Annotated in this window: 20 protein-coding genes; 3 read left to right on the forward strand and 17 right to left on the reverse strand. The window is 44.0% G+C overall.

Annotated elements, in window-relative coordinates; genetic code table 11:
- Positions 1 to 116: 116 nt before the first annotated feature.
- The 11 genes from purF to A7325_RS11310 form a co-directional block, all read right to left on the reverse strand.
- Positions 117 to 1,652, reverse strand: a complete 1,536-nt coding sequence (gene purF, locus A7325_RS11260; RefSeq protein WP_068408191.1) for an amidophosphoribosyltransferase — start codon at positions 1,650 to 1,652, stop codon at positions 117 to 119.
- Positions 1,653 to 1,898: 246 nt separating this feature from the next.
- Positions 1,899 to 2,396 carry a CvpA family protein gene (locus tag A7325_RS11265; RefSeq protein WP_068408192.1) on the reverse strand — a complete coding sequence of 166 codons (498 nt, stop codon included), beginning with the start codon at positions 2,394 to 2,396 and terminating at the stop codon, positions 1,899 to 1,901.
- A gap of 70 nt (positions 2,397 to 2,466) precedes the next feature.
- The gene (locus tag A7325_RS11270; RefSeq protein ID WP_068408193.1) at positions 2,467 to 3,501 is read right to left on the reverse strand and encodes a quinone-dependent dihydroorotate dehydrogenase; all 1,035 of its coding nucleotides are present in this window, start codon (positions 3,499 to 3,501) and stop codon (positions 2,467 to 2,469) included.
- 239 nt (positions 3,502 to 3,740) lie between these two features.
- On the reverse strand, positions 3,741 to 4,166 hold the full coding sequence (locus A7325_RS11275) for a DUF4870 family protein (protein WP_068408194.1): 426 nt from the start codon (positions 4,164 to 4,166) through the stop codon (positions 3,741 to 3,743).
- 127 nt (positions 4,167 to 4,293) lie between these two features.
- Positions 4,294 to 4,857 carry a type II secretion system protein GspM gene (gene gspM / locus A7325_RS11280; protein WP_068408195.1) on the reverse strand — a complete coding sequence of 188 codons (564 nt, stop codon included), beginning with the start codon at positions 4,855 to 4,857 and terminating at the stop codon, positions 4,294 to 4,296.
- 2 nt (positions 4,858 to 4,859) lie between these two features.
- Positions 4,860 to 6,149, reverse strand: coding sequence for a type II secretion system protein GspL (gspL, locus tag A7325_RS11285; RefSeq protein ID WP_068408196.1), 1,290 nt, complete (start codon positions 6,147 to 6,149; stop codon positions 4,860 to 4,862).
- 120 nt (positions 6,150 to 6,269) lie between these two features.
- Positions 6,270 to 6,728: a SixA phosphatase family protein gene (locus A7325_RS11290; RefSeq protein ID WP_068408197.1), complete on the reverse strand. Its 459-nt coding sequence runs from the start codon at positions 6,726 to 6,728 to the stop codon at positions 6,270 to 6,272.
- 90 nt (positions 6,729 to 6,818) lie between these two features.
- The gene (locus tag A7325_RS11295; RefSeq protein ID WP_068408198.1) at positions 6,819 to 8,105 is read right to left on the reverse strand and encodes an NAD(P)H-dependent glycerol-3-phosphate dehydrogenase; all 1,287 of its coding nucleotides are present in this window, start codon (positions 8,103 to 8,105) and stop codon (positions 6,819 to 6,821) included.
- A gap of 213 nt (positions 8,106 to 8,318) precedes the next feature.
- Positions 8,319 to 8,993 carry a nitroreductase gene (locus A7325_RS11300; protein ID WP_068408199.1) on the reverse strand — a complete coding sequence of 225 codons (675 nt, stop codon included), beginning with the start codon at positions 8,991 to 8,993 and terminating at the stop codon, positions 8,319 to 8,321.
- Between the two features lie 45 nt (positions 8,994 to 9,038).
- Positions 9,039 to 10,145: a cell division protein ZapE gene (zapE, locus tag A7325_RS11305; RefSeq protein ID WP_068408266.1), complete on the reverse strand. Its 1,107-nt coding sequence runs from the start codon at positions 10,143 to 10,145 to the stop codon at positions 9,039 to 9,041.
- An 80-nt stretch (positions 10,146 to 10,225) separates the two neighbouring features.
- Positions 10,226 to 10,891, reverse strand: a complete 666-nt coding sequence (locus A7325_RS11310; protein ID WP_068408200.1) for an alpha/beta hydrolase — start codon at positions 10,889 to 10,891, stop codon at positions 10,226 to 10,228.
- Positions 10,892 to 11,075: 184 nt separating this feature from the next.
- Here A7325_RS11310 and A7325_RS11315 point away from each other — a divergent pair, with 184 nt between their 5' ends.
- From A7325_RS11315 to xseB, 3 genes are all read left to right on the forward strand, one after another.
- Complete coding sequence (locus A7325_RS11315) at positions 11,076 to 11,444, forward strand: hypothetical protein (protein ID WP_068408202.1); 369 nt, start codon at positions 11,076 to 11,078, stop codon at positions 11,442 to 11,444.
- A gap of 208 nt (positions 11,445 to 11,652) precedes the next feature.
- Positions 11,653 to 13,179 (forward strand): exodeoxyribonuclease VII large subunit, encoded by a 1,527-nt coding sequence (gene xseA, locus A7325_RS11320; RefSeq protein WP_068408204.1) that lies wholly within the window; start codon positions 11,653 to 11,655, stop codon positions 13,177 to 13,179.
- Positions 13,180 to 13,375: 196 nt separating this feature from the next.
- Positions 13,376 to 13,621, forward strand: coding sequence for an exodeoxyribonuclease VII small subunit (gene xseB, locus A7325_RS11325; RefSeq protein WP_068408206.1), 246 nt, complete (start codon positions 13,376 to 13,378; stop codon positions 13,619 to 13,621).
- A gap of 17 nt (positions 13,622 to 13,638) precedes the next feature.
- Here xseB and pncB read toward each other — a convergent pair whose 3' ends face one another.
- From pncB to A7325_RS11355, 6 genes are all read right to left on the reverse strand, one after another.
- The gene (gene pncB, locus A7325_RS11330; protein ID WP_068408208.1) at positions 13,639 to 14,880 is read right to left on the reverse strand and encodes a nicotinate phosphoribosyltransferase; all 1,242 of its coding nucleotides are present in this window, start codon (positions 14,878 to 14,880) and stop codon (positions 13,639 to 13,641) included.
- A 253-nt stretch (positions 14,881 to 15,133) separates the two neighbouring features.
- Complete coding sequence (locus A7325_RS11335) at positions 15,134 to 16,228, reverse strand: RNA-guided endonuclease InsQ/TnpB family protein (protein ID WP_068408210.1); 1,095 nt, start codon at positions 16,226 to 16,228, stop codon at positions 15,134 to 15,136.
- A 178-nt stretch (positions 16,229 to 16,406) separates the two neighbouring features.
- A complete protein-coding gene (msrAB, locus tag A7325_RS11340) occupies positions 16,407 to 18,257 on the reverse strand; it encodes a bifunctional peptide-methionine (S)-S-oxide reductase MsrA/peptide-methionine (R)-S-oxide reductase MsrB (protein WP_068408212.1) in 1,851 nt (616 codons plus the stop codon).
- Positions 18,258 to 18,657: 400 nt separating this feature from the next.
- Positions 18,658 to 19,569 carry an ATP-binding cassette domain-containing protein gene (locus A7325_RS11345; RefSeq protein WP_068408214.1) on the reverse strand — a complete coding sequence of 304 codons (912 nt, stop codon included), beginning with the start codon at positions 19,567 to 19,569 and terminating at the stop codon, positions 18,658 to 18,660.
- A 34-nt stretch (positions 19,570 to 19,603) separates the two neighbouring features.
- Positions 19,604 to 21,562: a glycine betaine ABC transporter substrate-binding protein gene (locus tag A7325_RS11350; RefSeq protein WP_197488905.1), complete on the reverse strand. Its 1,959-nt coding sequence runs from the start codon at positions 21,560 to 21,562 to the stop codon at positions 19,604 to 19,606.
- Between the two features lie 316 nt (positions 21,563 to 21,878).
- Positions 21,879 to 23,381 (reverse strand): coniferyl aldehyde dehydrogenase, encoded by a 1,503-nt coding sequence (locus A7325_RS11355; RefSeq protein ID WP_068408216.1) that lies wholly within the window; start codon positions 23,379 to 23,381, stop codon positions 21,879 to 21,881.
- Positions 23,382 to 23,547: the final 166 nt, after the last annotated feature.

Genomic DNA, 23,547 nt, shown 5'->3' on the forward strand with positions numbered 1-23,547 from the left:
TGTTTATTCATCATTTTATTTCATACTGACTACGTTTATTTGTGCTAATAAAAAAGGCTGGAATCTTTACGAATCCAGCCTTTTTACTTACTACCATTTTTGAGTTACTTATTCTATTATAACTCTTCTACGCCCATCATATCGACTGGCGTATCAGCAACGATTTGCACGCCTTTTTTGCCTGTTTTGGCGGTGTCGTTACGTTGCTCTTGTAGATGATCGAGATACGCTTCGTTGATTTGCCCAGTAATATAGCAGCCATTAAATACTGCGCAATCAAAGCCTTCAACCTTGCTATGCTTGGTATCTTTTACCGCTTCAATCAAATCGTCCAAATCTTGGAAAATCAAGCGGTCGGCACCGATAATCTCACGTACCTCTTCAACGCTATGACCTGAAGCAATCAGCTCGCTACGCACTGGCATATCGATACCGTAAACGTTTGGATATTTAACCGGCGGTGCAGCACTGGCAAAAAATACCTTACGGGCACCAGCATCACGTGCCATTTGGATAATTTCATGACACGTCGTACCGCGAACGATTGAGTCATCAACCAAGAGGACGTTTTTGCCCTTAAATTCAAGCGGTACGGCGCTTAACTTTTGACGCACGGATTTTTTACGTTGCTGCTGACCTGGCATGATAAAGGTACGACCGATATAGCGGTTTTTCATAAACCCTTCACGGTATTTGACGTTCATCTTTAGCGCCAGCTCCATCGCTGAGGTACGCGAAGTATCAGGAATAGGAATAACCACATCGATATCGTGGTCTTCACCCCATTCAGCAAGGATTTTATCGGCCAGTTTTTCACCCATACGTAGGCGTGATTTATAAACCGAGATATTATCCATAATGGAATCTGGACGGGCAAAATACACATATTCAAAGATACAAGGCGTGTACTCTTTTTGCTCAACGCACTGATGCGTATGCAGTTTATGGTCCAAATCAATAAAGATCGCTTCGCCTGGTTTAACATCACGGACAATGCTAAAGCCTGAACCTGTCAATGCGACTGACTCTGACGCAACCATATATTCTGTGCCGCCGTTAGCAGCCATACGCTTACCAAAAATCAGCGGGCGGATACCGTTTGGATCACGGAAGGCCAGCAAACCATGCCCCGTAATCATAGCAACCACGCCATAAGCGCCTTCAATACGGCTATAAACTGCTGTTACTGCTGCAAAGATATCCGTAGGCGTCGGGTGGGTTTTATTGATATTCTGCATTTCATGCGCAAGCACGTTTAGCAACACCTCAGAATCTGAATCGGTGTTTAAATGACGGCGATCTTCTTGATATAAAGACTTAGCCAAACCTTCAGCATTGGTTAGGTTACCATTGTGCGCAAGGGTAATACCATAAGGCGAGTTGACGTAAAAAGGCTGTGCTTCGGCGCTACTTGAGGTGCCAGCGGTCGGGTAACGGACGTGACCGATACCAAACTTACCCACCAGTTTTAGCATATGACGGTTCATAAACACGTCACGTACCATGCCATTTTCTTTACGTAAATAAAGACGCCCATCCTGTAAAGTCACAATACCTGCCGCATCTTGCCCGCGATGCTGCAACATGGTTAAGGCATCATAAAGAATTTGGTTGACCGGCTCATGAGCTGCGACCCCAACGACTCCACACATAGTTGTATCCTATTTTGTACCACACATTGATAACACAATAACGGCTGATAAGGTTGTCTTAAATGTTTGCCTATCTTTTGCCGCAACGCTGATGATCTTGCTAAGAATAACGACTTACGGACAATAGATAAGGCTAATTATCCATAAGACGAGTTAATGATGATAAATAGAGGTGTATTTTACGAATATTAAAGACGCTTGAATAGTTTTTTTTAAGTGCTTAGCATGCCTTTGGATCTATAAAATTTAAGACTGATTGACCTGATCCCATGCCATCCCAAACATATCTGAGACCAGCTCTTTACCCATGGGCGCATAAGGCAGTAATTCAGGCGCGAGCACTGAGGTTTCCCACTGCGGCATTTGTACCAACAATGGTGCGCTGACGCTAAGCACCACCAAAACCATAAGCACGTTTTTTGCCGCGCCAAGTACCCCGCCCGCCATTTTATCAAGGACGCCAAGACGTAAGGTTTTAAGTACGCCAGAAAACACAAACGCAACCAGATGCATAATGGCTAAAATAGCAATCACAATCACTAAAAACGCCAGCGCCATTTGTAAAACAGGATTCTCTACCATACTTGATAATTGCGGCGCGACCGAACCTGCCAGACGCGTAGCAGCAATAAGTGCGATAAACCAACCGACTAAACCGACAGCTGTCTTAATCAGACCTACCTGAAAACCACGCCATAAGCCAATCAGGACAACCACAGCAATTACAATATCTAAACCACTCATGTTTATCGCCTCATTTGCATCTTATTTGGTGTACTTCAGTGAAGGTGAAAAGCTTGCAGTTTTAACAATCTTAACCTTCCATCGCATCGTAATAGCCACCGATAGATTGAATGCAAGACTGTACCAGTCCCGGCCCTTTATAGATAAGTCCTGAATATAGCTGCACCAAATCTGCACCTGCTTCAATTTTTTTGACGGCTTTGTCACCGCTATCGATACCACCAACGCCAATCAACGTGACCTTACCACCCAACTGGTCAGAGAATTGTTGTAGAATTTGCGTACTAATGTGGCTGACCGGACGACCGGATAAGCCGCCTGCTTGCTCACCATCGGGCAAATCTTCGACACCCACGCGGCTCAACGTGGTATTGGTGGCAATCAAACCATCAATCTCAAAGTCCAGCAACTGCTTAGAGATGTAATCCACTTGTAATGGCTCTAAATCGGGAGCGACTTTTAATACCAATGGTACATAAAAACCATATTCGGTTGCCAGCTGATTGTGGCGATTTTTAATGGTAGCTAATAATTGGGTTAACGCTTCACCGCTTTGTAGGTCGCGCAAATTTTTGGTATTCGGCGAGGAGATATTGACCGTAATATAAGACGCATGCGGATAGACACGCTCTAAGCAATAGACATAATCATCAGCCGCATTTTCAACCGGAGTCGCAGCATTTTTACCAATATTGATACCGATATTGCCTTGGTATTTACAGCGTTTGACGTTTTCAATCAGGTAATCAACGCCTTCGTTATTAAAACCCATGCGGTTAATAATGGCATCGGCTTGTTTGATTCTAAATAGTCTCGGTCGATCATTGCCAACTTGCGGTTTTGGAGTGACCGTACCCACTTCGATAAAACCAAAACCCAACTCTGCTAATGCATCGATATAATCGCCGTTTTTGTCCAAACCGGCGGCAAGCCCAACAGGATTGGCAAACTGTAAGCCCATACAGTCGGTTGGCTGCATTGACTGACCATATACTAAGCCCAACACACGCGCTTTATGAGCTTTATCCAATAAAGACAAGGTCATCTCATGCGCGTGCTCGGGGTCCATATTAAACAAAAAAGGGCGAAGTAAGGCGTAAGACATAGTAATGACAGACCCTGCTTGAAAAGAAAGAATGAATAAGAAAAACGAATGCGGTCAAGCGCTGCGATTATATCAGCTTAACTGAAATAAGACCAAAGTTTCATCAGGAAAATTACGCCCTATCCTGCGAATAAATAAGCGTTAATACTGATAATTGACTGACTTAACCTAGTAAAGAAACCCCTATCAGACAGCATTTTTATCCACATCTACCACTTATTGATATTCATATTCTCAGATTAAGGCACTGGGCGGCCATCAGCAAGCGCAATCCAACCGCGTACAATACGGTACAGATGCCAAATAAAAGTAAAGCCCATAATAACAAAACCTAAAATAGCCAATAATACTGAGCCGATGGCAATGTTGTTGGTTTCAGCGAACATACTGACACCAAAACCGCCTAAGGCAAAGGCGACAATAAGCACCCCAATGGCGAACAGGACAATACTGTACCAAAATGTCTTGATTTGCCAATCAAAATGGGTGGCAAGCCAAGTACCATCCGCATCACGGCGTTTGGCATAGTTCATAAAGATAGGCACAATCCACAATAGCCCAGCGGTAAAGTAGCTGAGCACATAGAGCAAATAGGTGATGTGGTTATATGTCGTCAAAGAGCGGCGCTTATCATCACTCATCGTATTATTAGAATTATTTATCATGCTGTCACTCGTTATGTTCTGTGGTCTGTAGTTATTTTTATTGTGGCAAATTGTCAGGTTTTCAATGTGGTAATTTTTAAAGCGTTAACGTGGTTAAATATTTTTCTTACATAATTGACTAAAAATATTAAGAAGTCACGGTCGCCTGTACTTGAATGGCCTTGGTAACCAAATCTTGTTGCATCGACAGTTGGGTAAATTGCCAACCTTGCTGCTCAAGATTACCGAGTGCACCACTCACCACCGCTTGGCTTGGATGGGTAAAGCTCAGTTGTACCGCATCGCCCGCTGCAATGACCTGCGCATCAGCAATCCCTGAATTATTTAACAGCGCACTGATACGGCTAGCCGGCGGCATCGCTTCAGCGCCATCTGCTGAATTAGTAGCATTTAACGCATTGCTATCAATATTACCAGCTTGGGCACGCAACCAAAAATAATCAGCGACCTGCTCGTGATACTCATTTTTGCTCGCTTTTGCTGCTTGATGGACGCTATAGCCGCCATAGCCACCGACAAATAACAGCAAAAACGCCGACAATAGCAGTAAGGCTAATTGGTCACGCGCAGACAATGCCTGCCAACGTGTCATTAAAATATTTTGATAGCTACTCATGCGCGTTGATAATGCACTGCTTTTAGGGTCAGCCACCATAGTGCTGCGTTTGGCGAGGCGTTGTAATCTTTTCATGGTTACCCTTTATTGCTAACGCTACTATTGTTTTCCACCACATCGACGGTCACTTGACCACTAAACTGCCCTTGCTCATTGCCGTTGACTTGTTCCAACTTAGCATTTAAGCCTTGAGCAACTAACGTATTGGTAAATTGATCAAGACTGCTGCGGTCTGGCGCAATCAGTGTAAAGCTAAGTGCGGTTGGCTGCATGACTAACGCCTGCGCTCGTAATGACGACTGTTTAATCAACGGTGATATACGTGATAATACCGCTATGTGAGCGTTAGGCGCTTGGCTATCACTACGAAGTTTTGGTTGCAATTGCACTTGCAATTTGGTGCGCGTACTAAGCGGCTCATTAGGAAACCAAGACTGGTACTGGGTGGCAATCTCGGTTTTGGTCGCCACTGTCGCCGCCTGATACTGATACCATTGCACACCATCGGTCGCCATTTGTAACACGAGTGCTGACAGCGCTACCATCATTGCCACCCGCAGATACGGTGATAATTGTGAATCGGTCGATTTAATAAAAAAGTTCAGCGCATGACGCTCAGGAATTTCAAGCGGTTTAGGAGCAACTGGTAGCGTGGTTAATAGTAATTGATGCTCGGCAATCATTGCCGCCGTTTGAGTAGTTACTTTGACGGTATCATGCTTGGTTAAATCAATATCATCGAACGCAGGCTCATTAACCATATCAGTAGCGTGGCTCGAATCTACAAAGGCGTCATCAATAGCTGGTAATAGCAGCACTTCACTTAAATGCGGAAAACGCTCAAAGATTAAAGGCAAGTAACTGACTGCCATACCTTGATGTAAGGATTGGCGTAGCAGCGTGGTTTGTTGGTCTTGGTACAATACAATCTGCTGACCTGCGCCCTCTTCTGGCGTTGGCAGTAATAAAAAATCAGGCAATAATGCTACGATGTTCATGCCAGCAAGCTTGGCGCTTTGCTGCCATGCTTCGATATCGCTTTGAGCCAAAGCATAGAGATGATGACTGGTATTTTCAGTCACTTGGCGAATGGCTAATTGTTCAACCGGCGTCAGAGAAGTTTCTTCAAATAAATACTGTTTACCGCTCATACCTAATTGTTTAAGCTGAGCCGTATTTAGCTCAGACTCTACTTGTAAGACATGGCTTGATGGGAAATACAGACAAACCGATTTTTGACTATTGGTTTTATAGCTACCATAGATATCATGTAGCTGTTGCCAGCCGTCGACCAATTGCCATTGTTTTATGTCTTCGTGCCAGACCGCTAGAGGACTGTGCTGCGCTCTTAACCAAACATGTAACACCAAATGTGTCCTTAATTATCAAAGCTGTTGTTTAGAGTCATTGCTGATTAAAGCTGTCATTTATTAAAGCTATGGTCTAGCAAGCATTTAAATGTCTTATGAGCGTGTGTATGATTGATACTAATAAGGTTGTTCTGGAACAAAGCGGTCTATCTCGGTTGCCATACCCGCCAGCACAAAATCCATCTCAAACACGCGCGCTTCTGCTAAAGCAAACGATTCAGGGTAATCACCCGTCAGCAGGCCAGCGATATGAGCAACAATAGACATATGACAGACAACCACCAGACACTCCGTTTCAACATTACCAATGTCGATGAGCGCCTGATGGGCATCGTCGGACGGCGTGATATTCTCTTGTATTTGTGAGGGCACGTTAGGAGCGCGTAACTGTAATGCTGCCAGCGTCTGTTGCGCCCGCTTATAAGGGCTCACAACAAAACAATCAGGTTGATAATGAGTGGTAATATATTCTGCCGTTTCCGCCGCTTGTTTCTGACCAAAATCTGTCAACTGCCGTGCACTGTCTGGGCGCGTCCCATCTTCTGCTTGACCATGACGTACTAAGATAATTTTCATAATCTTAACCACCTTGTGTGTTACGTTTACCTGACTATTTTGATGATAAAGTAATGTTAACAATGAAATAGCTACATTCTGCTAAACGCTTTACTTATTTTCGTCTATTTTATGCTTAGTCTTGCTTGCTGTTTGCATTTGCGCCGTTAGTGCCGCATTACTATGGTCATGCTCCATGACAAACTCAACATCACTACGGAAGCCCGCTTCCATAAGATGTAAGGCGACACCAAGCGCGGCTTTGTCTTCATAAATTACCGCATGCAAGGCATGGGTAATCGGCATATAAATGCCTTCTTTGGTGGCTTTTTCATGTACCTGCTGAATGGTGTTGACGCCTTCAGCGGTTTGACCCAATTTTTTGACCGCCGCATCAATGGTCATACCGCGACCGAGCATATTACCAATACGGTAATTGCGGCTCAGCTCTGAGCTACAAGTGGCATATAAATCACCGACGCCCGACAGACCTAAAAAGGTCAGCGGATTGGCACCGGCATGGACACCAAAACGGCTCATTTCCGCTAAACCGCGCGTTAATATCATGGCTTTGGTATTTTCGCCCACTTCATAAGCTGCCGCCATTCCCATGGCAATGGCATAAATATTTTTTAGCGCGCCACCAAGCTCAACACCGCGAACATCGTCACTGGCAAACACTCTAAAGAAAGCACTATGTAATGCTGCTTGTACCGCATGGCGTAGTGGCTCAGAGTCACTGGCAATGACCGTAGCAGACGGCATATTTTTCATGATTTCAATGGCGAGATTTGGCCCTGACATCACGCCAAAGTTCACTTCCGGCAGCTCATCTTTAATAATATCACTCATCAAAGCAAAGGTATCTTTTTCCATACCCTTGGTCAAAGAGACAATAGATTGCCCGCTAATAAAGGGTGCGATGCTTTTAAGGGTTTCGCGAAACGCGAGGCCTGGGACAGCGATAAAAATAATATCGGTATCTTTGACCGCCGCTTGCAAATCGTGGCTGTATTTGAGCCGATCATCAAGCTTATAACCGGGCAGATATTTTTTATTGGTCTGCGTCTTTGCCATAGCCTTAACAGTACGTTTATTGCGTACCCACAGCGTGGTATCACAGCCATTGCGGGCAGCCAAGTTTGCCATTGCCGTACCAAAGCTACCGCCACCTAAAAATGCCAAACGCAGCTTGGTTGGATTGTTATGGATTTCTGCCATGTTTTTTGCCACCGCAGACTCAACCGCGCTAGGATTTAACTTCTTACGCCCTAGCCCAGATTTGGTGGCACGCTCAATGATACCGGATAGCAAACTGTTTTGTTTTTCAGCACCTTGATTGTCCGTTTGACTGTCCTTTATATTTGCATCTGTCTTTTTATCATTAGCGCTGGTCATATTATTTTATCCGTATTGACTGACTGAATTATGAATAGAATTTGTGCTGAGTATACAGTGAGATTGAGGGTATGTTTCAACAATTATTGATATAGAACCGTTATTTTATTGAAATAACGTGACCAGTTTGGTCATTGTTTTGCTTTGCTGTATCACGTTATAGCAACGCTTACTATTTTGAAACATCGCCGTAATCATAGACCTGTCTGGACGCTATGACTCAAAACGCAGTAATGCCTCAATATCAATCGGCTTGCGCGTGGGCATATCGCACGGACTGCTGCCAGTATAAACAAAAGCCGTGACATAATCATCTGCCCCAACGCCAAAATAGGCTTTGACGGCAGGCTCATTGGCCAATAAACCCGTACGCCAAACTGTGCTAAAACCTTGAGCTTGTAGTGCCAAAATTAAGTTTTGCACTGCCGCGCCGGCACTGAGCATTTGCTCAAAAGGTGGCACTTTTTTATGAACTTGCATGTGGGTGACGACTGTAATAATAACCGGCGCACGCAGTGGCATATTGTAGGTTTTCTTGCGTGATTTCTCAGACATCTCTTCGCCCGCTTGCGCCGCTTGTGCTTCAGCAGCCGCTAAAAAGGCCCGGCCCAAGTCATGACGCGCATTACCTTGAGTGACGATAAAGCGCCATGGCCGCAGTTTTTTATGATCAGGAGCGGTAACCGCACAGTCAATAGCTGCTTTAATCTGAGACTCTGTCGGTGCCGGAATGCTCAGATTGCCGATGCTACGTCTTGATTTAATCCAGTTAATCAGCTGTTCATTGGTTACTTGCGCGTTTACCTCTCTCGGGCTTTCGGCTTGATTTTCTTCGCTATTACTGTTCAGTTCGTTACCGTTATCCATATTATTTTCAGAACTATTCATATTTTATCCTTATTTATTATTATGCAACTGCATTAGCGATATGCCTTACGCCGCTTCTGAGCCTTCGATGCGATGATCCATGCGCAAATAGTCCTCTGACTGCATTTCAAGCAGGCGTGAACGTGTACGCTCAATCTCAAAGGCCAATTTTTGTCCTTGATAAAGCTCGAGAATTGGCTGCTCTGCTCTTACCAATAGTTTGACGCGGCGATCATAAAACTCATCAACCAGATAAATAAAACGGCGGGTCGGATCACGCAAATCATCATCTAAAGCGGGCACAGAATTGATTAACACCGTGCTAAATTCTTTGGCAATCTCGATAAAGTCGGACGCTGAGCGTGGCTCCATACATAAATGACGGAAGTCACAAAATAAAATATCTTCGGTACGGGCATTGATTTTGATTTCGCGACCATTGATGGTAATAGGCGCGTTGCTGATTTTTTGATTGTTAGACAAGCTAGCGAAACGGTTGGCAAGCCAGTGGTGATTGGCTTTGGTCAACGGCGACTCATATAACTCCGCTTGCTGTAAGACACGTAGGCGATAATCAATACCAGAATCAATATTCATCACTGTGGTGTGACGCTCAACTTCGGCGATAGCTGGCATAAAGCGATCACGGTGTAGACCATCTTTATAAAGCCCTGCTGGTTCAATGTTTGATGTGGCGACCAAAGTCACGCCGCGATTAAATAGCATGGTAAACAAATCACCTAAAATCATCGCATCTGAGACGTTGGAGACAAAAAACTCATCAAAACAGATAATCAGTGCTTCTGCATAAATGATATCCGCGACTTTTTCTAGCGGATCGCTTTGACCTTGTAGATTATTTAGCTCTTGATGGACGCGCTGCATGAAGTGGTGAAAATGCTGGCGCATCTTACGCTCAATGGTCAAAGAGTCGTAAAACATATCCATCATCCACGTTTTACCGCGCCCCACCCCGCCCCACATATACAAACCTTTGGGAGCCGCAGGTTTTGACTTTAAAAAGCTAAAAAAGCCTTTTTTTTGCGCCACGCTATCATTAAGCTGATGATACAACCCATCTAAATAGCTCATTGCCTGATATTGCTGCTCATCTCGAGTAAACTCATCAGTGCTAATGGCCTGCTCATAACGTTGCAAGGGAGATAAACTCATAATACGACTCATTATTAGACAAAATAAATATAAAAAGCTAAAAGTATGCTTAGATAAATTGGTTAAGACACCAGCTGGTTTTACTGCGACTCTTTAGAGCCAAAACTATGCTCTTCCAACAAACCTTTTAGCTCAGATAAACGTCCATGGAAAAAATGCCCAGCACCATCAACGATACTAACGGCCAGTCCTAAACGCTCAGCGAATGCTTGCATATTATTTGGGTCAATCACTTCATCAGCATTACCATATATCTCAAAGGTTTTATCAATGGGTAAAGTGATATCACTGCTGTCATTTTTTTCGACTGAGGGCGCGATAAGCGCGACGTTTGCTATTTCAAAATCACCCAGTCCCCAAATATGCGGCGCTACCATGACTTGCTCAGCGACACGTGCTATCACATAACCACCAAAGGAGAAGCCACCTAGCCATAGCTTACGAGCGTTGGTCTGCTCTGCAATCCATTGTAGCACGGTCATCGCATCGACTACTTCACCATCTGCGTAGTCGTGCTCGCCGGTTGACTGGCCAACGCCGCGAAAGTTAAAACGTACCACATGCATGCCGCTATCACGCCCAAAACGATACATGGTCGTGACCACTTTATTGTTCATCGTGCCTTCAAATAACGGATTGGGATGACAAAGCAGCGCCACTGTATCGGTATTCGCATCTTTAGGATTGTCTTGTTGCCATAGCGCGTCGACTTCGAGCACGCCAGCAGGAGCAGGAATCAGTTGCATAAATTTACTTATTGGTTAAAGGTGAATACCTCAATTATCCTAGATATGGTTTATATTTCAAGTAATTTGCTGTGTACCTGCAACGTTGCACACAATAACCGCCTAGACACTCCTTGTCGCAATACGTTAGATTCATACAAGTTGTCGAGTAATATATTGAACTTATAGGAAAAAGGAAACTATTATGAATATTTTTAATAAAACCGCTACTTTAACAGCAACACTGGCTGCGGCTCTGGCTTTGAGTGCCTGTCAAAGCACGCCTTCTTCACCGGTAATTCAGCGCGCTAACTCGATTTATGAAACCACAGGCATCGCTGAGAGCAAAGTAAAAGCCCAGCAAAATGCGATAGACAGTGCGCAAAAAACTTGCGGAAGAAAACAAGTGATTATCGTTGATGATAAAGTCAAATATAACGGTATTTTAAATGAGCAAACGGGCCGTATGGTCGGACAAGCGGGCGCGGTCATCGGTTCAATCTTTGGGACGGGCACGCCAGATTTATCACGTAAAGATGATTATGAGTACATGATTAATTTTCGTTGCCAATAAAGCCGTCATTATTTAGCCTTTAGCCAATAAGTTTGTGAGATAGCTATTATATTCATCTATATTTATCGCGGCTTATTGGCTTTACTTTTTGTAGCGGCACTTTTGGGGTAAACTATCCTGTCTGGTCTTTTATACCTGCAACCTTTACTTTGATGAGTTAATCTAACGTCGTTAACCTTTCAGCCTCGATTACCTTTGGTCTCCTCTTATGCGCAAACCCAATCTAGCAAATATGAAACAAGCCAGCTCTAAAAAAGACAAAGTTTTGGTGCCTGCCAAAGATTTAGCGACCTTGGAAGCTGAACTGGCTGAGCAAGAAAACAGTCTGGAAGTCAGTTTAGAAGATACGGTTTTACGCCTAAGTGATTACTTGTCGGCGGTCGATATGGTCATCAAACAGACCTTTAATCACCGCGTATGGGTTAAAGCTGAAATTCGCAACCTATCAAGCAAAGGTGGGCATTATTACTTTGAGCTGGCAGAAAAAGATGACGACGGCAAAGTTATTGCCAGCTGCCGTGGTAATCTTTGGCGCTTTAAAGCGGCGCGCGTCTTAGCAAAGTTTGAGCGCGCAACCGGTATGCCGCTTGACCGTGATTTGACCGTATTACTCAAAGTATCGGCAGGCTTTCATGCACAATACGGTTTCTCACTGACTATTGAAGATATCGACCCAAGCTATACGTTAGGCGACTTGGCGCGGCAATACGCGGAGATGGTCGACCGCTTGACTGGCGAAGGCTTATTAAACCTCAATCAGCAGCTACCCGTCCCATTTGATATCGAACATGTCTTAGTCATTGCCCCTGAAAAAGCAGCGGGATTGGGCGACTTTCAAGCCGATGCGGACCGCTTAGCTCGTACAGGTGCCTGTCATTTCCATTACCATCACGCCACCTTTCAGGGCAATCACGCACCAAGTGAAATCCGACAAGCTATCGTCAGCGCCCAGCAGCAGTTTTACGACACCTATCAACGCCTGCCAGATTTGTTAGTCATTATCCGTGGTGGCGGCGCGGTTGGTGATTTGGCGTATCTCAATGATTATGAGCTTGCTGCCCTCGTTGCCGAGCAGCCTATCCCTGTCTGGGTTGGTATCGGTCATGAGCGTGATAAAGTGATTTTAGATGAAGTGGCGCATACCAGCTTTGATACGCCATCAAAAGTGATTGCCGCTATCATGGCGCATTTAGCCCAGCTCGTCACGCAAACGCTGCAATACCAAGCGCAAATCAAACAAGCAGCGCAGCGTCAACTGAATATCGCTGAGCAACAAACGACACGCCAGTTGAGTCACATTCAGTCGCAAACGATTGGTCAACTGACCGCCCTGCAAAAAGACAGTGATTATGCTTGGCAGAGTATTCAGCAAAGTGCCCAGCGCCAAGTCAAACAAGCAGCCAGACGAACCAGTGAGCTGCGAGTCCAAACTCAAAATTCTGCTTATCAGCAATTAACCATTGCATCAAGTTATAGCCAAAACCAAAAAAAGACGATTATACATAGTGCGCAGCAGCAGTTGCTACAAGCACGACGTGATAGCGAATATCTGCGCGATATTGTGCTCTTGCATCGTCCTTCTCGCGTGCTTAAACAAGGCTACACCATGCTCACTGATGCAAAAGACAAGCAGATACTGACCAGCAGTACGCAACTTTATGCTGAGAAAACGGTACATATCATCTTAAAAGATGGTAAGGCAAAAGCACAGATTATTGATGTGAAGACCAATTAGTTATAGTCTGTTTGCCATAAAAATACACAGCTGTTGGGATAAATTTTGCGTAGCCTCGAACAGTGACGAAGTCACACAGCAAGCAAGGAAAATTTATAACAGCAGCAGACTCCTGAAACTAAAATATTTAACAACTTTTTATCTACTTTTCTTTCTATGTTTTTTTCTTAAACTAATGTGAATATTAGGAAACCTTATGACAACCCCTACTCGCAAACGTAAAAAAGCCGCCCCAAAGACCTTTAAGGCAGCTTATGTTATTCTAAAAACCAATGCCGCTGAGCTACAGCAACAAGATGAGCCAGATATCGATAATCTGATGACAACGGTTGAGGAATCGATTGCCGCTTATCGCGTTTGCGAAACCCGTATCAATGCCGTGCAGCAAGCGTTAGATGCCGCTTTCGCCGAAGAAGATAGCACAGAGAACAGTGACATTTAAACTAAATTAAGTCAGCTCTATTCTGGCTCATCGACTTCAAAAACTTGGCGCAAATAGGCAAGATAGGTATCATTATTGATCATAGTCTTGCCTGGGCTGTCCGACAATTTGGCAACTGGCTGCCCATTGCACTCAACCAATTTTAGGACGATATTTATCGGGGTGATGCCCATATCGTTGGTCAAATTGGTGCCAATGCCAAAGCTGGTTCTTATTTGACCTTTAAAATATTGATGTAAATTCCACGCCTTATTTAAATCCAATCCATCACTAAAGGTCAAAATCTTGGTTCTTGGGTCTATTTTTAATTTTTTATAATGCGCAATGGCCTTATCGCCCCAAACATACGGGTCGCCGCTATCATGACGCAGACCATCGAACAGCTTGGCAAAATACAAATCAAAGTCGCGTAAAAATGCATCCATCCCAACGACGTCGGTCAGCGCAATACCCAAATCACCACGATATTCATGTACCCACGCTTCAAGTGCCGCTTTTTGTGAATCACGCAAACGCACATCCAATGCCTGAAATGCCTGCATAAACTCATGTGCCATGGTACCAATTGGCGTCATGCCGAGTTTTTTTGCTAAATAAACGTTTGACGTACCGCTGACGATTTTCGGTTCAGCGTTATGTAAAGTCTCAACCACATGCGCTTGCCAAACCTTGCTAAAGCGTCTACGTGTACCAAAATCAGCGACGATAAATGGCGGTGTATTATTATCATATTTTTCCTGTTTTACCGCATACTGATGCAATAACTCAACTTTCTCATCTAGCCTACGTTGCCCTTCTTCAATAACGCTGGCATTTGATAAAGCACTAAAATATAGCTCATTCACAATGGCTAGGACAAATACTTCAAAAAACATTGCCTGAATCATCGGCCCTTCGATGTCAATAAACAAGCGGCCTTTTTCGTCGGTGCTAACGGTGATAAAACGGCGCTTTAACTTAAACAATTCTAGATAATCAACGAAGTCTGAACGCATAAAGCGCAATCCGCGTAAATACTCCAGCTCATCTTCTAAGAATCGCAATTCACACAAGCTGTCTAGCTGTTGCTCTAAATCGTCTTTGATATCCGCCAATGGATACAGCGTATCTTCGTTATTACGGCAGCGAAAACGATAAACGCCATGGGTCTGCGGAAACTGATGTAGCATGGCTTGCAACATAGTAAATTTATATAAGTCGTTATCCAATAACGAGGTAATAATAGGTTCAAAAGGTTTAGAAGTTTGAGTAACGGTCATGTTACAGCCTTAAATACAAAAATGAAAAGTCGCTAAACAAAACGAGCGACGAAATAGGTAGCAATAGTTATCAAGATGCCAAAGTTATCAAAATGCCAATAATAGAAAAGGTTCAGATTTTGAGTATAACGAAGTTTGTCTCATTTTTCATAACTCAACGCTTATAAAAGCAAAACTACAACGATAATAATCGTATTTATCCTTTTACTCTGACTTATAGGTTTGGAATAACAGCCTTGACTTCCTCTCCTCCCTAAAGTGAGGGGATTCCTACTACTAGACGCTCAAGCCCGAGCGCAAGAATATTCTTTGCCGCATTAATATCACGGTCATGAGTGACACCGCACTCGCAAAGCCATTCTCTTATTCCAAGACCCGTCCTACCTTTCGGACTGTTTTGGCGTGAGCCACAACACGAACAAGTTTGGGTGGTGTAACTTTCATTCACCTCAACATAGTGACAACCTGCGTTCTCGCACTTATAGGTCAGTTGCCGCTTAATCTCAAACCAACCGGCGTCATAGACGGACTTGGCTAGCTTGGTTGAGGTAAATGATTTTGATTGAAGTTTGCCAATGATGATTATTTTATTAGTCTTGGTAAGGTTGGTGGTAAATTTATGAATCAAGTCTTGGCGTGTATGTTTAATCTTGGCGTGAATCGCCTTAACTCTTTGTTTGTTTTTAGCCCGCTGAGCAATGCCTAGTTTTTTAGCGTATTGCTGGGTGACTTTGGTTTTTAGTACCTCACCATTACTTGTCGTTGCTGAGTCCCTGCAGCCTAAATCAATACCAGTTTCTCCTGTACCGCACTCAATTTTTGGGTACTCTTTAACGGTGATGCACGCATACCAGTGGCCGCGACTGTCTTGTACAAGCTCACAGGTGTTGATGGTGTAGAGTGCTAGATTATAGCTATCCCACACGTCGATGGTCAGCTTCTTGCCTTTTGATAGGCTAAATTGAATGGTGGATTTAAGAGCTTTTTTACCTGCTTTTTTGACACCTAAATATTTGATTGCTGTTTTTTTAAAAGGAATCCAACCAAGTGATTTGCGCTTAGATTTTGGGTTATTGGTTCGCCAATTTAGTTTGGCTTTTTTGAATTGCTTGCGAGATTTAGTATGGGTTTCGGTGATGGCTTGTAAGGTTTGGCTGTGCAGGTTTAGCAGCTCGCCACTACCTTTTACATAAGCGGCAATATCATAAGCGGAAAAGAAATGATTGGTGCGTTGAAGATGCTTAAAACTCAAGTCATTCACATAGTTCCACACAAAATTAACTGCGCCCGCTAAGGTATTTAGCTGATTGGCGTGTTTGTCTTTGATGCGACACTTGAGCGTTTTCATAGAGTGATTATGGTCTCAATGAGTTTGGTTGACAAGTCTGTTTTAAGGCTGAGCGACAATAACTGACGCCTGATATCCACGCCCTAGAAGGGACATGGTTTTAAGGCGCTTTTTGATAAAAAAGACGCCAAGCATCAGCTTAACGTCTCTTTATGAGTTTAATCATCAATATCAATCATTAAGGTTTTGCAGGCTTTACCAATTTTACCAACGGCGCATAGCCTGACTGCGGCATCACGCTGACTGGGATAAATTGTAGTGCACCGCCATTGATACAATAGCGCAGTCCGCCGCGGTCTTTTGGGCCATCAGGGAATACATGCCCCAAATGCGAGTCTGCTACCCGTGAGCGAATCTCAGTACGCACCATGTTAAAGGCAGTATCCTCATGCTGAGTAATCACTTGCTTATCGATCGGCTTGGTGAAACTTGGCCAACCGCAGCCAGATTGGTATTTATCGGTGGATAAAAATAACGGCTCACCGCTCACCACATCGACGTAAATCCCTGGCGCAAATAAATTATCATACTCATGACTAAACGCACGTTCTGTCGCCGCCTCTTGAGTGATATTGTACTGGGCTTTGGTTAGAGTGTTTTTTAGCGCACCTTTATCAAAGTTTGCATAGCGTTTGGGATCTAAAGTTTCAGCAACCGTGCTGACCGGTGCAAGCTTGGTTCGCGCAGTGCCTTCTGGTTTATCATCGGCAAGGCTTAAATCGACATGACAATAGCCATTTGGATTTTTTGCCAAATAATCTTGATGATACATCTCAGCCAGATAAAAGTTATCTAAAGGCTTATTTTCTACCACGACTTTTTGTTTATACTGGCTTTGGATACGTTTGAGCGCCGCATCAATCACCGCTTTGTCTGCTTTATCAGTGTAATAAACGCCCGAACGATACTGGACGCCGCGATCATTGCCTTGCTTATTGAGGCTGGTTGGATCTATCACGCGCAAGTAGTATTTTAGAATCGTATCAAGATCGGTTTTATCGGCATCGTAAGTAACCTTAACCGTCTCGGCATGACCTGAGCCGCGAATCACTTGCTCATAGCTTGGATTGGCCGTGTCGCCATTGGCATAGCCTGAGACTGCATCGACCACACCTTCGACACGCTCCATATAAGCTTCAACGCCCCAGAAGCAGCCACCTGCTAAATAGATTGAGCGCGTATTAATCGCCTTACCTTTATCGTTATAATAAACGCCATCTTTTTGCTTGATGGTTTCAATTTTACTGTTGTTATTCAATGCTTGGGCGTTTGCCGGTTTGGCATTACCCGCTTTTAGCTCGGCAAAGTCATTATCAGCATTTTCAGCAAGGGCATAGGCTTGCTCTGCTGATATATTACCTTTGACCAAATGCACCAAGTTGCCTTTTTTATCGAGTATCGCCCAGCTTGGATACACTTGCACGCCGAGCTTATTAATCAGCTCACCCGAAGCGTCGGACAATACGGGTAGTTTAGGATAATCAGCTTGCACGCCTGCATACCAAGTCCTAAAATCGCTCTCTGCTTTTTCATTGAGATGACCGGGACTGGCAACGGTAACAAGGTTTAAACCGGCAAACTTAGGATCGGTACGCCACTCTTCGGTTTCTGCAAGCGTGCCTAGACATAACGGGCACCAGCTTGCCCAAAACTTAATCAAGGTAGGTTTATTGGGGTCAATAACCGCCGCACCTGTGTTGCCCAAACCCTTGGTTAATTGCGGTAACGCCTGCATTTGCCCGAGCATATCAGATGGCAGCATATCCCGTGAACTTTTTACGCCGCTGTTTTGGCTACTGGCATTAGCATTGCTCTTAGCATTGTTCTTAGCATTGTTTTCTGCGCTACTCATTTGTCCGCAAGCAACCAAAATCCCTGCACTTAACACCGTCGTTACCCCAAAAGCACTGACATTTTTTAACCAGCGTGCAGCTGCTCGCGGTGACTGTGTCACTAAATCATGAGTGTTGCTGCCCTTATCAGAGCGATTGATATTATGAGACTTATTATCTTGTTTATCAGGTAGCATGAAGAATCCTTTTCACAAAATCTTGCGAGCACCCGCTTAATGATTAATAGTTATTAAGCGTATTCAACAGCAATAAAGCAGAATGAATGTTAGTGAAAGCAAATAGATTGCGAGATATATGAAAATAAAAAGAATGATAACGACATTAGTCTATCTTAATAGTATACATCGCTAGTGGAGTTTACTTTAATAGTAAATAAGTGGTTGCTACACTTTTTTAACAACGCCGTAAGAGTAGTGATATACACAAGTGGCTACAAAGAAATGATGTGAGCAATTATTAATGGGCGATTATATTTATATGAGGATAAAATAGTGAAAAATCAATATTACTAGGCCAATCAATCACTTAATAAGACATTTAATAGTTAATATCAGTTAGATTAAGACTATAAGGTAGTTAACTTTTAGCACCCATAAATTGCACCACATAATCATCAGCGGGATTGTTGCGTAACTCAGTTGCGCTACCAGTTTGTACCAGCCGCCCACCGTTTAAAATACTGATACGCTGACCAACTTTCACCGCCTCATCGATATCATGGGTAATAAAGACGATGGTTTTATTAAGCCGTTCTTGTAAATCAAGTAACTGGTCTTGTAGCTGCGCGCGAATAAGGGGATCAAGTGCGGAAAATGCCTCATCCATCAGTAAGATTGGATTGTCGGTTGCCAACGCCCGTGCCAGTCCCACCCGCTGCTGCATACCGCCAGACAACTCATCAGGATAGCTGCGTTCTAGATTGGGTAGCCCGACCTCATTGAGCCAATAACTTGCCACTTCATGGCGCTCCTTGGTACTCATTTTGCGCACACGTAAACCGTAAGCGACATTTTGTAGCACCGTCATATGAGGCACCAAACCAAAATGCTGAAACACCATACTAACTGTTTGCTGACGATAGTGCTGTAGCTCTTTATCATTGAGTGCTAGGATATTAATAGCAGAAGACTTTTCGTTTCTAGCCGGTAATTGCTCTTCGCTTGCGACCGCTGAATTAGAGACAGTTCCCTCTGTAGATTCTTTCGCGTTAATAGCGGTATCAACCCAAATTTTTCCGCTAGTTGGATCAATCAAACGATTGATATGGCGTATCAAGGTTGATTTACCAGAGCCTGACAAACCCATAATACAATGCAGCTCGCCCGCTTTAACGCTTAAATTGATATCATAAAGACCGACCGAATAGCCAGTCTGCTTTTTTACGGCAATGCTGTCCATACCTTCTGCCAATAATGCCAAGGCCGACTGCGCTTGCGAGCTATTGGCATTATAAATCTTGCTGATATTTTCTAATTGAATATGGTTCATTGTGGCTCTCATTTTTTATTTTTATGATTCATCATTAACCAATCGGGCGTCTGCCCGCATCAATGGTTTTTTGCCGCGCGCGTTTTCCTTGCCCAAAGGCCTGCGTAATACGGTCAATAATGATGGCGACAATGACAATAGCAGTACCCGCTTGTAAGCCTTGACCGATATTAAGCGTTTGAATCGATTGCAACACATCTTCACCAAGACCCGGCGCGCCAATCATAGAAGCTAACACCACCATAGACAGCGACATCATGACCGCTTGATTAATACCCGCCATGATACTAGGCAGCGCTTGTGGCAACTTAATCCAAATCAGCAGCTGCAAATGCGTGCTACCAAATGAGCGCCCTGCTTCGACCATTTCATGGTTGACCTGGGTAATTCCCAAAGTGGTCAGACGAATCAGCGGCGGCAAGGCATAAATAATGGTGGCAAATAGCGCGGGCACTTTGCCGATGCCAAATAACATCAGAACGGGTATTAAATAGACAAAGCTTGGCATGGTCTGCATCACATCGAGTATCGGTGTGATAATTTTACGCAAGATTTTACTACCAGACATGGCGATACCGATTGGAATACCAACCACCACCGTGACCAACACTGAGACAATGAGCAGCGCAAAGGTATCAATCAATGCGCCCCATAATCCAAACGCACCAATTAGAAATAATCCGACGCCACATGCCAGCGCAAACCATATTTTACGAACGCCAAACCATGCTAAAACGGTTACGAGCGTAATGATTAGCCACGGCGGCATAAAGGTTAAAAAGCGTTCAATGGGCAACAATAGATAGGTTAAAGCGGCGCTACTAACACTGCGAAAAACGTCACCATAGTTTCTAACCACAGTCGCTAAGACGTTATTGAGCGACGTTTCAAGCGACCATGCAGGAAAGCTTGAAGACACGCTGAATAAGTTAGCGGTATTATTGTTTGTTGATCTATTTGAGGCAGCGTTATTTGATAAAGCACTACCGTTCAGGCTCATCCCAAGCGTTGCTGCCATCTTCTGCGCCGCTTCTGGCGTTATCCACGTCTGCCAAATATCAGGATTTTGATGTAAAAATACCAGCGCTTGCTCATCACCGCTGCGCTTGTTTTCATTCATCTCTAAAATAGCGCCGTTGAGCTGATCCGGGGTAAATTTAACTTGTTTAAAAAAATCAGTCAGCTCAGGATTAGATTGTATAAAAGGCGTTGATACCGCGATACTCAAAGGAGAAACAGGAAAGCCTGAGATGCAATCAGAAGTACCATCAGCTATTAATAAATCTTGCCAACAGGCATCATCGTGCGCAGGGAACTCTAAAGGCACAAAGTCGTATTTTGCCATGAGCCCAGTCGGTTGCCAGTAATAAAATAATAAGGGTTTATGTTGTTCAAAAGCAGAGGATATTTCGGCATCAAGCGCAGCGCCTGTACCGGGGTGGACACTGTTAAAAGTCTTATCTAAACCGGTATTTTTTAATAAACGGGTATTAAAAATCTCACATGCCCATCCTGACGGACAGTTCATAAAGCGCGACTTACTCGGGTCTTCAGGATCTTTAAATAGCTCAGCGTATTTGGGCAAATCTTGATAACGACGCAGACCGGGATTTTCCTCTAGGACATATTTGGGCGCATACCAACCTTGAGTCGCACCGCCCTCAAGCGTATCGCCAATAATGGCCACCTTTTTGTCCTCGATCGCTTGCTCTAAAATCGGCGAGCGCCCTATCCACTGTTCGCCGATTACTTGGATATCATCTTGCAGCAGAGCATTTTCAAGCGCCGGACCAGCACCCGGTACCTCAGTCACTTGGCAGCCATAGCCGTTTTCAGTGATATATTTCAACACCCCAGTGGTAAATTGCCCACTCTCCCACGTAAGCGCGCCAAATTTAATCGGCGCATCACAACTTAATACAGCAGCAGATACGGGCAACGACAATATGAGTGAGCTTATTAACAATAAGCTAAAAGCAATCCATTGGCGCACGGCAGATCCTATTTATCGTTATTATTCTTGAAATTATTTCTAAGTTTAGTAAAGCTTATTTTTACACCTAAAGTCTGTTGTTTATTATTAATTTATTTACTTAGAGTGCGTCTAAAAACTAGCACCATTTTGTTTAGGTGGTCTACAAAGTGTAGCGATTTATAGATAAGATGACAAATGCTCATTCATTCTAAAAAGCGGTTTTTAACTACTTATTTTGAATGTTCTGAAGGTAATGGATTAACTTTTAGATAAAAAATAGCACCTACCTGAGTAGATGCTATTTTTTATAACGCTACTTATTTAGAGCGTATTGTTATTTTAAAAACAGTGCCATGGCTTTTTTAAATACACCACCATACGGCGGCAATAAAATATTAAGACCATTGAGCTTCGATTGTATGAATACCGGCTTCATATGACTAAGTCGCTCAAAACCAGCTTTACCGTGGTAAGAGCCCGTACCTGAGTGCCCAACCCCGCCGAACGGCAAGTCATGCTGCGCCACATGCATAATGACTTCATTGATACACAGACCGCCTGACACCGTATTGTTACGCACCTGATCTATCTCGCTGCTGTTGTCACCAAAGACATAAAGTGCCAACGGGCGTGGACGCTCATTGATAAAATCAATAGCATCATCGAGAGTGTCATAGTGCATCAAGGGCAAAATCGGCGCAAAAATCTCGTTTTGCATCAGCTCACTATCAGGCGCAGGCTCTTTGACAATCACTGGCGGCATCAGGCGGCTGTCGTGATCAGCATCTGCATCCGTCAACTGATGGATATGGTCATCTTCTAGATCATCGAGATAGCCTTTGACGCGTTTAAACTGCTCGCCGTTGATGATGTGCGAGTAATCAGGATTGTCTGCAATATTGGGATAATGCTTTTCCATCCACTCTTTTGCCAGACGGGTAAATTCCTCATGATATTGACGTTGAACCAATACATAATCAGGCGCAATACAGGTTTGACCCGCATTAAGCGTTTTACCCATCATCACGCGATTAACAGCGTTTTCTAAATTAGCACCTTCTAAAACGACAACCGGCGACTTACCACCCAGCTCAAGGGTGACTGGCGTTAAGTTCGGTGCCGCCGCCGCCATGACTTTTTTGCCGACCGCAGTCGAGCCAGTATACAATAAATGGTCAAAAGGCAGTTTACTAAAGGCTTCGGCAATCTCAACTTCGCCAATCACCACAGAAACCATATCCGGTGAAAAATAACGCGAAATAGTCTCAGCAAAGGTTTGAGCAAATTGCGGTGCCGCCTCGCTCATCTTAATCATAATGCGATTGCCCGCTACCAGCGCATCAATCATCGGTCCGACTGCTAAAAATAGCGGGTAATTCCAAGGCACCATAATACCGACCACGCCAAGCGGCTGCGGCTGAATCTCATTATGAGCTGGCATATAAAGCGCTGAAATCGATACCCGCTGCGGCTTCATCCATTTTTTACCATTCTTTTTTGCATGGCTAATACCGGTAAAGCTTGGAAATAGCTCAGCAAACTGTGTTTCGGACTCACTGCGATAGCCAAAATCGGCACTAATCGCTTTGGCAAGTAGCGCTTGGTTGTCGCTTAGCATCACCTCTAAATTATCGAGTTGATTTTCACGCGTGGTCCAATCATTGATAGGCTGCGTGCGGCTCAGCTTTTGTAAGCGCGCAAATTGCGCTTGCATATCAGCGACCGTTTTAATGATACTAAGAGACTCATCTGCATTATGAGCATGATTTGGTTTTTGAGTTTGATTGGTTGGCGTAGACTCATTTTGAGAGGGTGTATTTTGATTACTATCAGTCATTTGTCTTCCTTGTTATGAGCGTTAGAGTCAGTACGCTATTATCGATTTAGGACTCTGAATCTATGGTCGTTAAAATAAGCAGTCTCTAAAGTACGAAAAGCGCCTGAGATTCCATTCAATGCTGCTAAACAGTATTTTATTCAATGCCGTTTAATGTAGCGCATTG

Origin of the sequence: Psychrobacter sp. SHUES1 (assembly GCF_001652315.1) — a bacterium.
GTDB lineage: Bacteria > Pseudomonadota > Gammaproteobacteria > Pseudomonadales > Moraxellaceae > Psychrobacter > Psychrobacter faecalis.

What these genes read in the sequence shown, in the direction of transcription:
- A7325_RS11295 (WP_068408198.1), bottom strand. Translation starts at nt 8,105, where the DNA reads ATGACCAGCGCTAATGATAAAAAGACAGATGCAAATATAAAGGACAGT.
- A7325_RS11275 (WP_068408194.1), bottom strand. Translation starts at nt 4,166, where the DNA reads ATGATAAATAATTCTAATAATACGATGAGTGATGATAAGCGCCGCTCT.
- msrAB (WP_068408212.1), bottom strand. Translation starts at nt 18,257, where the DNA reads ATGCTACCTGATAAACAAGATAATAAGTCTCATAATATCAATCGCTCT.
- purF (WP_068408191.1), bottom strand. Translation starts at nt 1,652, where the DNA reads ATGTGTGGAGTCGTTGGGGTCGCAGCTCATGAGCCGGTCAACCAAATT.
- A7325_RS11345 (WP_068408214.1), bottom strand. Translation starts at nt 19,569, where the DNA reads ATGAACCATATTCAATTAGAAAATATCAGCAAGATTTATAATGCCAAT.
- zapE (WP_068408266.1), bottom strand. Translation starts at nt 10,145, where the DNA reads ATGAGTTTATCTCCCTTGCAACGTTATGAGCAGGCCATTAGCACTGAT.
- gspM (WP_068408195.1), bottom strand. Translation starts at nt 4,857, where the DNA reads ATGAAAAGATTACAACGCCTCGCCAAACGCAGCACTATGGTGGCTGAC.
- A7325_RS11265 (WP_068408192.1), bottom strand. Translation starts at nt 2,396, where the DNA reads ATGAGTGGTTTAGATATTGTAATTGCTGTGGTTGTCCTGATTGGCTTA.
- xseB (WP_068408206.1), top strand. Translation starts at nt 13,376, where the DNA reads ATGACAACCCCTACTCGCAAACGTAAAAAAGCCGCCCCAAAGACCTTT.
- A7325_RS11335 (WP_068408210.1), bottom strand. Translation starts at nt 16,228, where the DNA reads ATGAAAACGCTCAAGTGTCGCATCAAAGACAAACACGCCAATCAGCTA.
- A7325_RS11315 (WP_068408202.1), top strand. Translation starts at nt 11,076, where the DNA reads ATGAATATTTTTAATAAAACCGCTACTTTAACAGCAACACTGGCTGCG.
- A7325_RS11290 (WP_068408197.1), bottom strand. Translation starts at nt 6,728, where the DNA reads ATGAAAATTATCTTAGTACGTCATGGTCAAGCAGAAGATGGGACGCGC.
- xseA (WP_068408204.1), top strand. Translation starts at nt 11,653, where the DNA reads ATGCGCAAACCCAATCTAGCAAATATGAAACAAGCCAGCTCTAAAAAA.
- A7325_RS11355 (WP_068408216.1), bottom strand. Translation starts at nt 23,381, where the DNA reads ATGACTGATAGTAATCAAAATACACCCTCTCAAAATGAGTCTACGCCA.
- pncB (WP_068408208.1), bottom strand. Translation starts at nt 14,880, where the DNA reads ATGACCGTTACTCAAACTTCTAAACCTTTTGAACCTATTATTACCTCG.
- A7325_RS11310 (WP_068408200.1), bottom strand. Translation starts at nt 10,891, where the DNA reads ATGCAACTGATTCCTGCTCCTGCTGGCGTGCTCGAAGTCGACGCGCTA.
- A7325_RS11270 (WP_068408193.1), bottom strand. Translation starts at nt 3,501, where the DNA reads ATGTCTTACGCCTTACTTCGCCCTTTTTTGTTTAATATGGACCCCGAG.
- A7325_RS11300 (WP_068408199.1), bottom strand. Translation starts at nt 8,993, where the DNA reads ATGAATAGTTCTGAAAATAATATGGATAACGGTAACGAACTGAACAGT.